Source organism: Variovorax sp. MPBD4-3 (assembly GCF_058809745.1).
The window spans coordinates 55,221-69,662 of the sequence record NZ_JBXASW010000010.1 but is presented as its reverse complement, the minus strand read 5'-3'; the positions used below and the strand labels follow the sequence as shown (position 1 = coordinate 69,662).

The following is a 14,442-nucleotide window of genomic DNA, read 5'->3' as shown; positions in this document are numbered from 1 at the left end:
GCAGCAAAACGGCTCCCTAGAATCATCCGATGACATGGGCGTCCATGTGAAGGAGTCCGCAGTGCAGAGCAAGAAGTCCGGGGTCAAGCCGGTGCAGCGTGTGATCAAGAAATACCCCAACCGAAGGCTCTACGACACCGAGACATCGACGTACATCACCTTGACCGAGGTGAAGCAGCTGGTCATCCAGAATGCGCAGTTCGTGGTGCGCGACGCCAAGACCGGCGACGACCTCACGCGCAGCATCCTGCTGCAGATCATTCTCGAAGAAGAGGCGGGCGGCGCGCCGATGTTCACCGAGCAGGTGCTGGCCAACATCATTCGCTTCTACGGTCAGGCGATGCAGGGGTACATGGGGCCGTATCTCGAGAAGAACATCCAGGCCATGACCGAAGTACAGGCGCAGTTGGCCGACAAGGCCGAGGGCCTGACGCCCGAGATGTGGTCGCGCTTCATGACCATGCAGTCGCCGATGCTGCAGGGGCTGATGGGCAACTACGTCGAGCAGTCCAAGAACGTTTTCCTGCAGATGCAGGAGCAGATGCAGAAAAACACCGAGCAGGTATTGGGGGCCTTTGGCATCAAGCGTCCGTGAGTACCGCCCGATCGCCGTAAGTCGAAGGTTTTTCGAAGGGCGCCCGGCCGTCGCCGATAGCTGGGACAATAGAGGCATATGAGCGAAGTTGCCTCCCCCGAACGAACGGCCACGCCGACCGCCCCCAAGGTCGGATTCGTGAGCCTGGGCTGCCCCAAGGCCCTTACCGATTCCGAATTGATCCTGACCCAGCTGAGTGCCGAGGGTTATCAGACCGCCAAGACCTTCGAAGGTGCCGATCTCGTGATCGTCAACACCTGCGGCTTCATCGACGATGCCGTGAAGGAGAGCCTGGACACCATCGGCGAAGCGCTGGCCGAGAACGGCCGCGTCATCGTCACGGGTTGCCTGGGTGCCAAGACCGGCGACCAAGGCGGCAACCTGGTGCGCCAGATGCATCCGAGCGTGCTGGCCGTTACCGGCCCTCATGCCACGCAGGAGGTGATGGATGCGGTGCATGCGAACCTGCCCAAGCCGCACGACCCGTTCATCGACCTGGTGCCCAACACCTTCGGCGTTGCCGGCCTCAAGCTGACGCCGCGGCACTACGCCTACCTGAAGATCAGCGAAGGTTGCAACCACCGGTGCACCTTCTGCATCATCCCGTCGATGCGCGGCGACCTCGTGTCGCGGCCTGTCGGCGATGTGCTGGGCGAAGCCAAGGCCCTGTTCGAGGGCGGCGTGAAAGAGCTGCTCGTGATCAGCCAGGACACCTCGGCCTACGGCGTCGACGTGAAGTACCGCACCGGTTTCTGGGACGGCAAGCCGGTCAAGACCCGCATGCTCGAACTGGTGCGCACGCTCGGTGAGATCGCCGAGCCGTACGGCGCCTGGGTTCGCTTGCACTACGTGTACCCGTACCCGAGCGTGGATGAAGTCATTCCGCTGATGGCGAGCGGACAGGTGCTGCCGTATCTCGACGTGCCGCTTCAGCACAGCCACCCCGATGTGCTCAAGCGCATGAAGCGCCCGGCCAGCGGCGAGAAGAACCTCGAGCGTCTTGCGCGTTGGCGCGAGGTGTGCCCGGAGCTCGTGGTCCGCAGTACCTTCATCGCCGGCTTTCCTGGCGAAACCGAACAGGAATTCGAGCATCTGCTCGACTTCATCCGCGAAGCCGAGATCGATCGTGCCGGTTGCTTTGCCTACAGCCCGGTCGAAGGCGCCACTGCCAACGACATTCCGGGCATGCTGCCCGAACCGGAGCGCGAAGCGCGCCGTGCCCGCTTCATGGAAGTGGCGGAGGCTGTGTCGATCGCCAAGCTCCAGCGTCGCATCGGTTCGACCATGCAGGTGCTGGTCGATTCGGCGTCGGGCCTGGGCCGCAAGGGTGGAGTGGGGCGCACGTACGCCGATGCGCCGGAGATCGATGGCACCGTGCGCCTGCTGCCGCCCGAGAAGATCAGCAAGACGCTGAAGGTCGGCGAGTTCACGCGCGCGCGCATCGTGGGCGCCGAAGGCCACGACCTGATCGCCCTGCCGATTTGATGCAGATTCGAACGGACAAGAAAAAAGCCACCGGAGACCGGTGGCTTGTTTCGGAACACGACCTGGCGGGGGTCAGTGTGAATTTGGTGCCCAGAAGAGGACTCGAACCTCCACGATGTTACTCGCTAGTACCTGAAACTAGTGCGTCTACCAATTCCGCCATCTGGGCGTTCTCTGCTTTTCAGCAAAGACTGCGATTATATACACAGATTCGGCGCAACCTTTTTGGCCAGTCGAAATTTTTGCGCCTGCATGGTTCTGCCCATGTGGACGGTGTGTTGCCGAACACGGGCGAGCGTGTTCGTGCGCGCGAGGTCGGTGTCCGTGGGGGCAATCTCGTGAACGCGTCGCGTGTCACGCAGATGCGAGCGACCATGAAAAAAGCCACCGGAGGCCGGTGGCTTGAATCGAATGACCTGGTAAAGGTCTGTTTAAACTTGGTGCCCAGAAGAGGACTCGAACCTCCACGATGTTACTCGCTAGTACCTGAAACTAGTGCGTCTACCAATTCCGCCATCTGGGCCCACGTAGTTGCAGAAGCAACTGCGTTTTGAATTTCAGGAAAGAAGGAGATCATATCAAAAATAATGGCACTTCCAGCGGCTTGCTGGACGAATTCGAAGGAACTGTTCAAGGACATCGCGACGGGCACGGCTTCGTGCAGCGTGATGACGGTGAAGCAGACATTTATTTGCCGCCGAACGAGATGCGCGCGGTGCTGCACAAGGACCGCGTCAAGGCGCGCGTGGTGCGGCAAGACCGGCGTGGCCGCCCCGAGGGGCGCGTGGTCGAGATCGTCGAGCGCCCCGAGCAGCCGATCATCGGCCGCCTGCTGCATGAAGGCGGCATCTGGCTCGTTGCGCCGGAAGACAAGCGGTACGGCCAGGACGTACTGATCCCCAAGGGTGCGACCGGCCCCGCGAAGGTGGGCCAGGTCGTGGTCGTGCAGCTCACGGAACCGCCGGCGCTGTTCGGCCAACCCGTGGGCCGAGTGAAAGAAGTGCTGGGCGAGATCGACGACCCCGGCATGGAGATCGAGATCGCCGTGCGCAAGTACGGCGTGCCGCACGAGTTCTCCGCGGAGTGCCTGGCCGAAGCCAGGGCGCTGCCTGAAAAGGTCCGCCCCGCCGACAAGAAGGGGCGCGTCGACCTCACCGACGTTCCGCTCGTCACCATCGATGGCGAAGACGCGCGCGACTTCGACGATGCCGTGTACTGCGAGCCCGCGAAGGTGGGCCGTGGCAAGGGCTGGCGCCTGCTGGTCGCGATTGCCGACGTGAGCGCCTATGTGCAGACCGGTTCGGGCATCGACATCGACGCCTACGACCGCGCCACCAGCGTCTACTTCCCGCGCCGCGTCATCCCGATGCTGCCGGAGAAGCTGTCGAACGGCCTCTGTTCGCTCAACCCCGAGGTCGAGCGCCTGTGCATGGTGTGCGACATGCTGGTCGCGGCCGACGGCGAGATATACGCCTACCAGTTCTATCCCGCCGTGATGTTCAGCCACGCGCGTTTCACGTACACCGAAGTGGCCGCCATCCTCGGCAACACGCGCGGCCCCGAAGCCGCCAAGCGCAAGGACCGCGTCAAGGACCTGCTGAACCTTGCCGACGTCTACAAGGCCCTGCTCAAGCAGCGCGGCAAGCGCGGCGCGGTCGACTTCGAAACCACCGAGACGCAGATCATCTGCGACGACGCCGGCCGCATCGAGAAGATCGTGCCGCGCACGCGCAACGAAGCGCACCGCCTGATCGAAGAAGCGATGCTCGCGGCCAACGTCTGCAGCGCCGACTTCATCGCCGAAGGCAAGCACCCGGGCCTGTTCCGCGTGCACGAAGGCCCGACGCCCGAGAAGAAGGAAATCCTGCGCGGCTACCTGAAGGCGATGGGCGTGGGCCTGAGCATCACCGACGACCCCAGGCCGGGTGAATTCCAGGCGATCGCCGAGGCCACCAAGGAGCGGCCGGACGCGCAGCAGATCCACACGATGCTGCTGCGTTCGATGCAGCAGGCGATCTACACGCCGATCAACAGCGGCCACTTCGGCCTCGCTTACGAGGCATACACGCACTTCACGAGCCCGATCCGGCGCTACCCTGACTTGCTGGTCCACCGCGTGATCAAGGCCATCCTCGGCAAGACGCGCTACCAGCTGCCGATGCTGCCGACCCCCGGCGAGGCGCATGCCAAGCTGGCGAAGCGGCTCGCTTCGCGCGTGAAGGCGCCGACCAACAAGCCGCAGAAGGCCACCGTCGCGCCCAGCAAGGAAGTGCTGGCATGGGAGGCCGCGGGCCTGCATTGCAGCGCCAACGAGCGCCGTGCCGACGAGGCCAGCCGCGACGTCGAGGCCTGGCTCAAGTGCAAGTACATGCGAGAGCACCTCGGCGAGGAGTACGGCGGCGTGGTCACCGCTGCCACCACATTCGGCATCTTCGTCACGCTCGATGCGATGTACGTCGAAGGGCTGGTGCACATCACCGAGCTCGGCGGCGAGTACTTCAAGTTCGACGAGATGCGCCAGGAACTGCGCGGCGAGCGCACCGGCATCCGCTATGCCATCGGCACGCGGGTGCGGGTGCAGGTGAGCCGCGTCGACCTGGACGGCCGCAAGATCGACTTCCGCCTCGTGCGCGAAGGCGAGGAGCTCACGGCGCGCGCCATGAAGGACAAGGGCGTGGGATCGTCGGGCGTGCCGGTCAAGGCGTCGGCCAAGCGCGGCAGCCGCCACAAGGCGGCGGAGGCCGGCGGCGTCGGCGAGCCACGCCTGGAGCGAGGTGCTTCGGCGCCGGCCGGGCCGCAATCGGCGATGCAGGCTTTCAAGTCTGCGGTGAAGAAGGCCGCCAACAAGATGAAGGGGCGCAAGCCGCGCCGCTGATGACTTGCCGCATGAACCATCGACAACCTCAAGAAAGAAAGAGACAGACAGCATGAGCGCTGAAGACAACAAGGGCCGCATCGCCATCGTCACGGGGGCGGGTTCCGGCATCGGCCGCGCCGCGGCGCTGGCACTGCTGGGCGACGGCTGGAGCGTGGCGCTGGCCGGGCGCCGGCTGGAGCCGCTGGAGCAGGTCGCCGAAGAGTCGGGCGCCGGTGCGCGCGCCTTCGCCGTGCCCACCGACGTGGCCAAGGCCGATTCGGTGCAGGCCTTGTTCGCAGCGACGGTCGAGCGCTTCGGGCGTGTCGACCTGCTGTTCAACAACGCGGGTGTCGGCAACCCGCCCGGCCCCTTCGAGGACTGGACGCCGGAGCAATGGCAGGGCGTGGTCGACATCAACCTGACGGGCATGTTCTTCTGCATCCAGCAGGCGTTCCGCACGATGAAGGCGCAAACGCCGATGGGCGGCCGCATCATCAACAACGGCTCCATCTCCGCCACCGCGCCGCGGCCCAATTCGGCGGCCTACACGGCGACCAAGCATGCGGTGGAAGGGCTCACCAAGACCGCGTCGCTGGACGGCCGCAAGTACGACATCGCGGTGGGGCAGGTCGACGTGGGCAACGCGATGACCGAACTGGCCGCGCGCATGGCCAAGGGCGTGCCGCAGGCCAACGGCGAACTCGCGATCGAGCCGCTGATCGACGTGAAGATCGTCGGCCAGTCGGTGCTCTACATGGCGAACCTGCCGCTGGAAGCGAACGTGCTGTTCCACACCATCATGGCGACGAAGATGCCCTTCGTCGGGCGCGGCTAAGCAAAGAGCCGCGTCAGGCGGGCGCGCGGCGGGCCAGAGTGCCTGCCGTGAGCGGGGCGGCGTTGGCCGGCCAGGTGTCGGCGATGTGGCCGTGTTGCCAGACGGCTTCGCAGGCCGCCTCGAAGGCGGGGCGACCGGCCGCCAGTGCGGCCCCGATCATGCCGGCCAGCACGTCGCCAGTCCCGGCAGTGGCCAGCGCGGCGTTGCCTGTCAGGTTGATGGCTGGAGGCGCGCCGCTTGCGTCCGAAACCACCGTCCCCGATCCCTTGAGCACCGCGACCACGCCAAAGCGTGACGCAAGCTGCCGCGCCGACGCTAGCCGGTCGGCCTGGATGTCGGCGGCCGTGCACCCCAGCAGGCGCGCCGCTTCGAGCGGATGCGGCGTGATCACGGTGGGCAATCCGTCTTTTCCGCGCGATGCGAGTCGTGCCTGCAGCGCGCCGTCGGCCGCGACGGCGTTGAGTGCATCCGCATCGAGCACCAACGCGGCGGCTGTCGCCAGCACGCGCGGCAGAAGTTCGCGCACGGCTTCGCCGCCGCCGCAACCGCAGACGGCGGTCATTCCCGACAGGTCGAGCGAGCGGGCGTCGCGCAGCATCAGTTCTGGCTGCGAGGTGTCGACGACGGCCGCGCCGGGGTCGAGCAGGCCGACGAACACCCGGCCCGCGCCGGCATGCAGCGCGGCCGATCCTGCCAGCAGCGCCGCGCCCGCCATGCCGGACGCTCCGCCGATCACGGCGACATCGCCGTAGCTGCCCTTGTGCGAGGCATGCGCGCGCGGCTGTGCCTTCGGCGTGCCGGTCAGCACCGCTGCTGGCTGATCCGTGACGTGGCTGCAGCCGAGATCGTCGAACCAGGTGATGCCTGCCGCGTCGCGCCCTTGTGCGGTGAAGAGGCCGGGCTTCAGCGTGAGAAAGGTGATGCAGTGGCGTGTGGAGGCGTTCGTGCGGGCGGCGTCTTTCGGCAGCACGCCGGTGTCCGCGTTCAGCCCTGACGGCACATCGACGCTGAGCACCGGCTGCGCGCTCGCATGCATCTGCCGGAGCCATTCGGCCATCGTGCCTTGGGGTGGCCGCGTGGAGCCGATGCCGAGCAGCGCATCCATGGCGAGTTCGTAGGCGCTCGGCGGGTTCTGCGCAAAGGCGACGCCCGCGTCGCGGGCGCGTTGCAGCGATGTTTTGGCATCCGGCGGCAGCCGGCTTTCGTCCCCGGCGAACGTGACCACGGGAAAGAAGCCCCGATGACGCAATTGCGCCGCCGCCTCGAAACCGTCTCCGCCGTTGTTGCCCGGTCCGCACGCCACCCATATGGTTCGCGCATGGGGTGCGATGGCCATTGCGAGCCGGGCGGCTGCGAGGCCGGCACGCTGCATCAGCGCGTGAGCGGGCAGGGCGGCTGCCGCGGCCTGTTCGATGCGGCGTGTGGCGGCGATGTCGAACAGGTTTGCGGCGGTGGCGGGTGTGATGCGTTGCATCGATCCATTGTGCCGCTGCGTTGCCTCCCTATCATGGGCGGATGAACTTCAAGAGCGTCGCGTGGGTGCTCGCCCTGCTTGTCGCAGGGCTCGCCTTTTTCCTTGCCGCGACCGTTGCCTGGATCGCCGGATTGGCATGGGTACTGGCACTGCTGGGTGCCGTGTGGGGCGTCTTCCTGCTGGCCCAACTGAAGCGCTGGGTGCCGTTGAGGGATGTGGCATGGGCCGCCAATGTCGGCATCGGCATCAGCGTGATCCGCTGGTTCGATCTGCCGGCTGGAAGCGTTTCTGGGCTGGCGCGGTTGGCCCTGTTCGGTGCCGGTGCGATGTGCCTGGTGTTCTTTGCGCTGATCGGCCCCGGCTTGCTGGGATGGATCGCGGAGCGCGTGCGGCCGCCGCCGGAGCCCGAGCTTCCCGTCGAGCAGCCCGCAAGCCCCGAGCGCCTGCGCCGCTGGGATCCTAAAGACTGAGCCGCTCGACGCCGAGCCCTTCGAGGTCGATTCCCGGGTCCTGGCCCGCGATCAGGTCGCCCAGCACGCGGGCGCTGCCGCACGACAGTGCCCAGCCGCTCGATCCGTGGCCGAGGTTGAGCCATACGCCCGGGATGCCGCTGGCGCCCAGCACCGGCGGTCCGTCCGGCAGCATCGGCCGTGCGCCTTTCCATTGCTGCACGCCCGACTGCAGGGTTGCCGCACCCGGGAACCAGTCGTGCAGCACCTTGTAGAGCAACTGCACCGAGGCCGGGTTCATCGTGTCCAGCGAGCCGCCGATCTCGGCGCTGCCGGCCACGCGCACGCGCTGGCCCAAGCGGGAGATGGCGACCTTGTAGCGCTCGTCCATCACCGCGCTGCGCGGGGCATTGAGCGGCTCGCGCACCGGTGCGCTGACCGAATGCCCGTAGACCGGCGCCATCGGGATGCGCAGGCCCAGCGGACGCAGCAGCGCGGCCGAGGCCAGGCCGGCGCACACGACGATGGCGTCGTAGCGCACCGGATCCGACCCGCTGGCCAGCGAGAGCGAAGTGGGCGCGGCGCGGCTCAGCGGTGCGATGTCGCAGTTGAAATGAAACTGCGCGCCCAGCGCCTCGGCCTCCCACTTGAGCAGCAGCGCGAACTGGCGGCAGTTGGCCACCTCGTCTTCCGGCAGGTGGATGGCGCCCACCAGCGGGGTTTCGGGGTTGAGCGCGGGCTCGATCAGCCGGGTCTCGTCGGCATCGATTTCCTTGAAGACGCTTCCGGCCGCGCGCAGCACGTCGAGCCCGGGCTGGACCATCTTTTTCTCGCGCTTGGAGCGCAGCAGCACGAGGTAGCCGTCGCTGCGCTCGTAGCTCAGCTCGCGCGCCTCGGTCACTTCGTGCAGCCGGGTGCGGCTGTAGAAGGCCAGCCGCTGCATGCGGGCGCGGTTGGCGAGGTAGGTCTCGAGCTTGCAGGCCTTCTGCCAGCGCGACATCCAGCCGATGTCGCGCGAACTCAGGGGCCAGCGCAGCTTGATGGCGCCGTGCGAGGACAGCAGCGAGCGCAGCACTTTGCCGCGCATGCCGGGCGCGGCCCAGGGGGTGACGTATCCGGGGGCGACCACGCCCGCATTGGCGAAGCTGGCTTCTTCGGCGGCAGCGCCGCGGCGCTCGAACACGGTCACTTCATGGCCGTCGGAAACCAGTTCCCAGGCGGTGGTGACGCCGATGATGCCGGCGCCCACGATCGCGATTTTCATTGAATGTTCTAGATAAGAGAGACGGCGGACGCCCGTAGTATGGGCGAAGCCAGCTATTGATTCTGTAGCGTGCGCTCGATTTGCAGGGCTTGCGCCAGCACGGCGTCGTCGTGCAGCGCGGCATGCCACAGCATGAGGCCGACCGGCAGTTCGCCGGGGACGTGGCAAGGCAGCGAGACGGCGCAGCCGTCGAGCATGTTGACGATCGACGGATTGCGCAGCAGCAGCCCGTTGATGCGGAAGAACTCGTCGTCGCGCTCGGCGCCCGGGGCCACGCTGGCGATGGAGGGCGCGGTGATCGGCACCGTGGGCGACAGCACCGCGTCGAACGGCGCCAGTGCGGCTTCGACTCGGGCGATCCAGTCGCGGCGGGCATGGATCAGGTCGATGTATTCATGCGCCTTCATGCCGGCGCCGCGCAGGATGCGCTGGGCCACGCGCGGGTCGTAGCCCGCGCCGCTGCGTTCGAGCAGCAGCCGGTGCCAGGCGTGGGACTCGGCTGCCGAGAAACCGCCGGTGGCGTTGATGGTCGCCAGTTCTGCCAACTCGGGGAGCGCGATCTCTTCGATGCGGGCGCCGGCGGCGCGCAGCCTCTTCAACGAGCGCTCGAAGGCGGCGGCCACGGCGGGTTCGATGTCATCGAAGAACACGTTCTTCACCACGGCGATCCGGTAGGCGGCCAGGGGCGCATTGCCGGCCGTGACGCGCCGCGCGGCAAGGATTTCGTGTGCGGTGATGGCGTCGCGCACCGACCTTGTCATGGCGCAGACGGTGTCGAGCGTGGTCGAAAGCGGCAGCGCGCCATCGGCGGGCGTGAGGCGGGCGGTGTTCTTGAACCCGACGATGCCGTTCAGCGCCGCCGGAATGCGGATCGAGCCGCCCGTGTCGGAGCCCAGGCCGATGAACGCGGCGCCGCTGGCCACCGAAACCGCGGCGCCTGACGACGAGCCGCCCGGAATGCGGGGCGTGGCGGCGTCGCTCACGTTGGCGGGCGTGCCGTGGTGCGGATTGACGCCGACGCCGGAGAAGGCGAACTCCGTCATGTTGGTACGTCCGGTCAGTACGCCGCCCGCGGCGCGCAGCCGCGCCACGGCGAGGGCGTCGGCGCTGGCCGCTGGTGCATGCGACAGCACCACCGAGCCGGCAGGTGTGGGCTGGCCCGCGATGTCGAACAGGTCCTTGCTGGTGAAGGCAAGCCCGGCAAGCCGGGTTTCGGTGCCGACGCCGGCAACGGCCTGGCGAGCCTCGTCGAACATCGTGCGGGTGAAGACATGCGCGCAGGCCGCCGACTGCGAGACGTCGATGGCGCGCTCCAATTCGGTGCGTGCATCGGAGCCACCTGCCAGGAGGGAGAGACGGGTGGCGTGGAGGTCGTTCATGGGTAGGGCTGCGGTGCCGCGTGGACGGCTCGGTTCAGGAAAGGGGCAGAGTGGCCGTGCTATACTCTTTGGGTTTCGCTGGTTGAGCAACGGCTCCCGTTGCATCCAGTCAAACACATCCGCAAACCGGCCCAATCAAGGTGTTGTGACTCCATCCAAGAGAGCACAAAACGGGCTGGATTTTAGACCCAACCTTTGGAGTAATTTCAATGTCTACCACCATGCGCGAAATGCTGGAAGCCGGTGTCCACTTCGGTCACCAAACCCGCTTCTGGAACCCCAAGATGGCCCCGTTCATCTTCGGTCACCGCAACAAGATTCACATCATCAACCTGGAAAAGTCGCTCCCGATGTTCCAGGATGCGATGAAGTACGCCAAGCAACTCACGGCCAACCGCGGCACCATCCTGATGGTCGGCACGAAGCGCCAAGCCCGTGAAATCGTGGCTGCCGAAGCCCGCCGCGCCGGCGTGCCTTTCGTCGACACCCGCTGGCTCGGCGGCATGCTGACCAACTTCAAGACCGTCAAGACCTCGATCAAGCGTCTGAAGGACATGAAGGCTCAGCAAGAAGCGGGCCTCGACTCGCTGAGCAAGAAGGAGCAACTGACCTTCTCGCGCGAAATCGAGAAGCTCGAAAAGGACATCGGCGGCATCCAGGACATGATCGCTCTGCCCGATGCCATCTTCGTGATCGACGTGGGCTTCCACAAGATCGCCGTGGCTGAAGCCAAGAAGCTCGGCATTCCGCTGATCGGTGTGGTCGACTCCAACCACTCGCCCGAAGGCATCGACTACGTGATCCCCGGTAACGACGACTCGTCGAAGGCCGTCACGCTGTACGCCCGCGGCATCGCCGACGCCATCATCGAAGGCCGCAACAGCGCCACCGGTGACGTGGTCAAGGCCATCGCCGAAGGCGGCAGCGACGAATTCGTCGAAGTCGAAGAAGGCGCTTCGGCCTGATCGGCGCGCTCGCGAGCCTGAAGAAGGGGCTTTGGTGCCCCTTTTTTTTAACCTGATTTTTGGATTTACGGAGATACACAAATGGCTGCAATCACCGCAAGCATGGTCGGCGAACTGCGCGCGAAGACCGACGCGCCCATGATGGAATGCAAGAAGGCCCTGACGGAGGCTGACGGCAACATGGAAAAAGCCGAAGAGCTGCTGCGCATCAAGCTCGGCAACAAGGCTGGCAAGGCATCGGGCCGCATCACCGCCGAAGGCGTGGTCACGGCTTTCGTCGACGGCGCTGCCGGCGGCATGATCGAAATCAACTGCGAAACCGACTTCGTCACCAAGAACGACAGCTTCCTGGCCATGGCCAACGCTGCCGCGATGCTGGTCGCCAGGAACAACCCCGCGGACATCGCCGCCCTGAGCGCACTGGCCTATGAGCAGGACGGTTTCGGTCCCACGCTCGAAGACGTGCGCAAGGGCCTGATCGGCAAGATCGGCGAGAACATGAGCTTCCGCCGCTTCAAGCACTTCACGGGCAACGGCAAGCTGGCTTCGTACCTGCACGGCACGCGCATCGGCGTGATGGTCGAGTTCGAAGGCGACGACACCTCGGCCAAGGACGTCGCGATGCACATCGCCGCCATGAAGCCGGTCGCCATCCAGGCTTCCGACGTGCCTGCCGACCTGATCGAAAAGGAACGCGCAGTTGCCAAGGGCAAGGCCGACGAAGACCGCAAGACGGCCGAAGCCGAAGGCAAGAAGCCGCAGCCGGACGACATCGTTGCCAAACGCATCGAAGGCGGCGTGCAGAAGTTCCTGAAGGAAGTCTCGCTGCACAACCAGCCGTTCGTGAAGAACGACAAGCAGACCGTCGAGCAGATGCTCAAGGCCGCCAACACCACGATCAAGGGCTTCACCCTGTACGTGGTCGGCGAAGGCATCGAGAAGAAGGTCGACGACTTCGCCGCCGAAGTGGCCGCGCAAGTTGCCGCTGCCAAGGCCGCTGCCTGATCCAGCCGCCATACAAGCGGCGGTGCGCGAACGCGTGCCGCCGCTTTTTCACCGCTACGTTTTACACTCGCCCCCGCCAACTCAAGGAAATTGCCCATGTCTGATGCCCGCCCAGCCCACAAGCGAATCTTGTTGAAGCTGTCGGGAGAGGCGTTGATGGGCGACGACGCTTTCGGCATCAACCGCGCCACCATCGTCCGCATGGTCGAGGAAATCGCCGAAGTGGTGAACATGGGTGTCGAGGTGGCCGTGGTCATCGGCGGCGGCAACATCTTCCGCGGCGTCGCGGGAGGCTCCGTCGGCATGGACCGCGCCACTGCCGACTACATGGGCATGCTGGCCACCGTGATGAACGCGCTGGCGCTGGCCGACACCATGAACAAGCAGAACCTGGTGGCCCGGGTGATGTCCGCCATTGCCATCGAGCAGGTGGTCGAGCCCTATGTGCGCCCCAAGGCCCTGCAGTACCTCGAAGAGGGCAAGGTCGTGGTGTTCGCCGCCGGCACGGGCAACCCGTTCTTCACCACCGACACGGCTGCCGCGCTGCGCGGCGCCGAAATCGGCGCCGAGCTGGTGCTCAAGGCGACGAAGGTCGATGGTGTATACACCGCCGACCCCAAGACCAACCCCAATGCAACACGCTACGCCACGCTGACTTTCGACGAGGCGATCGCGCAAAATCTCGGCATCATGGACGCCACGGCCTTCGCGCTGTGCCGCGACCAGAAGCTGCCGATCAAGGTGTTCTCGATCTTCAAGAACGGCGCGCTCAAGCGTGTCGTGATGGGCGAGGACGAGGGCACGCTGGTGCATGCCTAGGAGTATTTGAGATGACCATTGCAGACATCCGCAATGCGACCGACGCGAAGATGAATCAGTCGCTCGCCGCATTCCAGAACAACCTCACCAAGATCCGCACGGGCCGCGCCAACTCGGCGCTGCTCGATTCGATCCACGTCGAGTACTACGGCTCGCAAGTGCCGCTTAGCCAGGTGGCCAACGTGTCGGTGCTCGATTCGCGCACCATCAGCGTCCAGCCCTGGGAAAAGGGCATGGGCGCCAAGATCGAGAAGGCCATCCGCGAAAGCGACCTGGGCCTGAACCCCGCCTCGATGGGCGACCTGATCCGCGTGCCGCTGCCCGCCATGAGCGAAGAGCGCCGCAAGGAAATGACCAAGCTGGTCCGCAACGAAGGCGAAAGCGCCAAGATCGCCACGCGCAACCTGCGCCGCGATGCGAACGAGTCGGTCAAGAAGCTGGTCAAGGACAAGCTGGCGTCGGAAGACGACCAGAAACGCGCCGAAGCCGAGATCCAGAAGGTCACCGACCGCCACATCGCGGAAATCGACCGCCTGGTCGCGGCCAAGGAAGCGGAGATCATGGCCGTTTGAGGCCTGCCATGGCCTCGTCAACGCCGCGCAACCCGCATCACGTTGCCATCGTCATGGACGGCAACGGCCGTTGGGCGACGCGGCGCTTCCTGCCCCGGGTTGCGGGGCACAAACAGGGCGTCGAATCGCTGCGCCGGTGCGTCAAGGCCTGTGCTGACCGCGGCGTGGGCGTGCTCACGGTGTTCGCGTTTTCTTCCGAGAACTGGAACCGGCCCGTCGAGGAGGTTTCCGGACTCATGGAGCTGATGGTCGGTGCGCTCGCTCGCGAGGTGCCCCGGCTCAGCAGCGACGGCGTGCGGCTGTACTTCGTCGGCGAGCGCGGCGGCCTGTCGCCGAAGATGGTGAAGGGCTTGGTCGACGCCGAGGCCGCCACCGCGCACAACTCGCGCATGGTGCTCAACGTCTGCTTCAACTACGGCGGCCGGTGGGACATCGCTCAGGCCGCCGCCAAGCTGGCGGCGCAGGGTGAAGCCGTCACCGAGGAGAGCCTCGACCGGGCGATGGCGCTGGCCCATGTGCCCGACCCCGACCTGTTCATCCGCACGGGCGGCGAGCAGCGGTTGTCCAATTTCCTGCTCTGGCAGAGTGCCTATGCCGAGCTTTTCTTCAGCGACAAGCTGTGGCCGGAATTCGACGAGGCTGCGCTGGACGAGGCCATCGCCGCATTCCGAAGCCGCGAGCGTCGCTTCGGCCAAACCTCGGCACAGGTCTCGGCTCCGCAGAGCCAGACGGCCTGACCGCCC

13 protein-coding genes and 2 tRNA genes are annotated in these 14,442 nt (G+C 65.9%); 10 read left to right on the top strand and 5 right to left on the bottom strand.

Annotation, left to right across the window (positions count from 1 at the left end):
- Positions 1 to 34: 34 nt before the first annotated feature.
- Entirely contained in the window at positions 35 to 595 is a 561-nt protein-coding gene (phaR, locus tag AC1RVW_RS08590; RefSeq protein ID WP_081267273.1) for a polyhydroxyalkanoate synthesis repressor PhaR, read from the top strand.
- A 78-nt stretch (positions 596 to 673) separates the two neighbouring features.
- Positions 674 to 2,080, top strand: coding sequence for a 30S ribosomal protein S12 methylthiotransferase RimO (rimO, locus tag AC1RVW_RS08585; RefSeq protein WP_493199286.1), 1,407 nt, complete (start codon positions 674 to 676; stop codon positions 2,078 to 2,080).
- A gap of 84 nt (positions 2,081 to 2,164) precedes the next feature.
- Here the strand turns inward: rimO and AC1RVW_RS08580 are convergent.
- Both AC1RVW_RS08580 and AC1RVW_RS08575 read right to left on the bottom strand, forming a co-directional pair.
- A tRNA-Leu gene (locus AC1RVW_RS08580) sits at positions 2,165 to 2,249 on the bottom strand.
- Between the two features lie 269 nt (positions 2,250 to 2,518).
- A tRNA-Leu gene (locus tag AC1RVW_RS08575) sits at positions 2,519 to 2,603 on the bottom strand.
- Positions 2,604 to 2,684: 81 nt separating this feature from the next.
- Here AC1RVW_RS08575 and rnr point away from each other — a divergent pair.
- Positions 2,685 to 4,955 carry a ribonuclease R gene (gene rnr, locus AC1RVW_RS08570; protein ID WP_172839815.1) on the top strand — a complete coding sequence of 757 codons (2,271 nt, stop codon included), beginning with the start codon at positions 2,685 to 2,687 and terminating at the stop codon, positions 4,953 to 4,955.
- A 52-nt stretch (positions 4,956 to 5,007) separates the two neighbouring features.
- Positions 5,008 to 5,772: an SDR family oxidoreductase gene (locus AC1RVW_RS08565; RefSeq protein ID WP_409195367.1), complete on the top strand. Its 765-nt coding sequence runs from the start codon at positions 5,008 to 5,010 to the stop codon at positions 5,770 to 5,772.
- A 13-nt stretch (positions 5,773 to 5,785) separates the two neighbouring features.
- Here the strand turns inward: AC1RVW_RS08565 and AC1RVW_RS08560 are convergent, their stop codons facing one another.
- Complete coding sequence (locus AC1RVW_RS08560) at positions 5,786 to 7,246, bottom strand: NAD(P)H-hydrate dehydratase (protein ID WP_493199283.1); 1,461 nt, start codon at positions 7,244 to 7,246, stop codon at positions 5,786 to 5,788.
- A gap of 41 nt (positions 7,247 to 7,287) precedes the next feature.
- On the opposite strand from AC1RVW_RS08560, the gene AC1RVW_RS08555 reads away from it, so the two are divergent.
- On the top strand, positions 7,288 to 7,716 hold the full coding sequence (locus tag AC1RVW_RS08555) for a hypothetical protein (protein WP_493199281.1): 429 nt from the start codon (positions 7,288 to 7,290) through the stop codon (positions 7,714 to 7,716).
- Here AC1RVW_RS08555 and AC1RVW_RS08550 read toward each other — a convergent pair.
- Complete coding sequence (locus AC1RVW_RS08550; protein ID WP_081267268.1) at positions 7,706 to 8,959, bottom strand: D-amino acid dehydrogenase; 1,254 nt, start codon at positions 8,957 to 8,959, stop codon at positions 7,706 to 7,708. The two genes, AC1RVW_RS08555 and AC1RVW_RS08550, sit on opposite strands and share 11 nt — an antisense overlap.
- Before the next feature lie 53 nt (positions 8,960 to 9,012).
- Positions 9,013 to 10,338, bottom strand: coding sequence for an amidase (locus AC1RVW_RS08545; RefSeq protein ID WP_493199279.1), 1,326 nt, complete (start codon positions 10,336 to 10,338; stop codon positions 9,013 to 9,015).
- A 209-nt stretch (positions 10,339 to 10,547) separates the two neighbouring features.
- Here AC1RVW_RS08545 and rpsB point away from each other — a divergent pair, with 209 nt between their 5' ends.
- From rpsB to uppS, 5 genes are all read left to right on the top strand, one after another.
- On the top strand, positions 10,548 to 11,303 hold the full coding sequence (gene rpsB, locus AC1RVW_RS08540) for a 30S ribosomal protein S2 (protein ID WP_493199277.1): 756 nt from the start codon (positions 10,548 to 10,550) through the stop codon (positions 11,301 to 11,303).
- Between the two features lie 81 nt (positions 11,304 to 11,384).
- Positions 11,385 to 12,308, top strand: coding sequence for a translation elongation factor Ts (tsf, locus tag AC1RVW_RS08535; RefSeq protein ID WP_493199275.1), 924 nt, complete (start codon positions 11,385 to 11,387; stop codon positions 12,306 to 12,308).
- Positions 12,309 to 12,404: 96 nt separating this feature from the next.
- The gene (gene pyrH, locus AC1RVW_RS08530; RefSeq protein ID WP_081267264.1) at positions 12,405 to 13,127 is read left to right on the top strand and encodes a UMP kinase; all 723 of its coding nucleotides are present in this window, start codon (positions 12,405 to 12,407) and stop codon (positions 13,125 to 13,127) included.
- A gap of 11 nt (positions 13,128 to 13,138) precedes the next feature.
- The gene (frr, locus tag AC1RVW_RS08525; protein ID WP_081267263.1) at positions 13,139 to 13,699 is read left to right on the top strand and encodes a ribosome recycling factor; all 561 of its coding nucleotides are present in this window, start codon (positions 13,139 to 13,141) and stop codon (positions 13,697 to 13,699) included.
- 8 nt (positions 13,700 to 13,707) lie between these two features.
- The gene (gene uppS / locus AC1RVW_RS08520; protein ID WP_081267262.1) at positions 13,708 to 14,436 is read left to right on the top strand and encodes a polyprenyl diphosphate synthase; all 729 of its coding nucleotides are present in this window, start codon (positions 13,708 to 13,710) and stop codon (positions 14,434 to 14,436) included.
- Positions 14,437 to 14,442 lie beyond the last annotated feature (6 nt).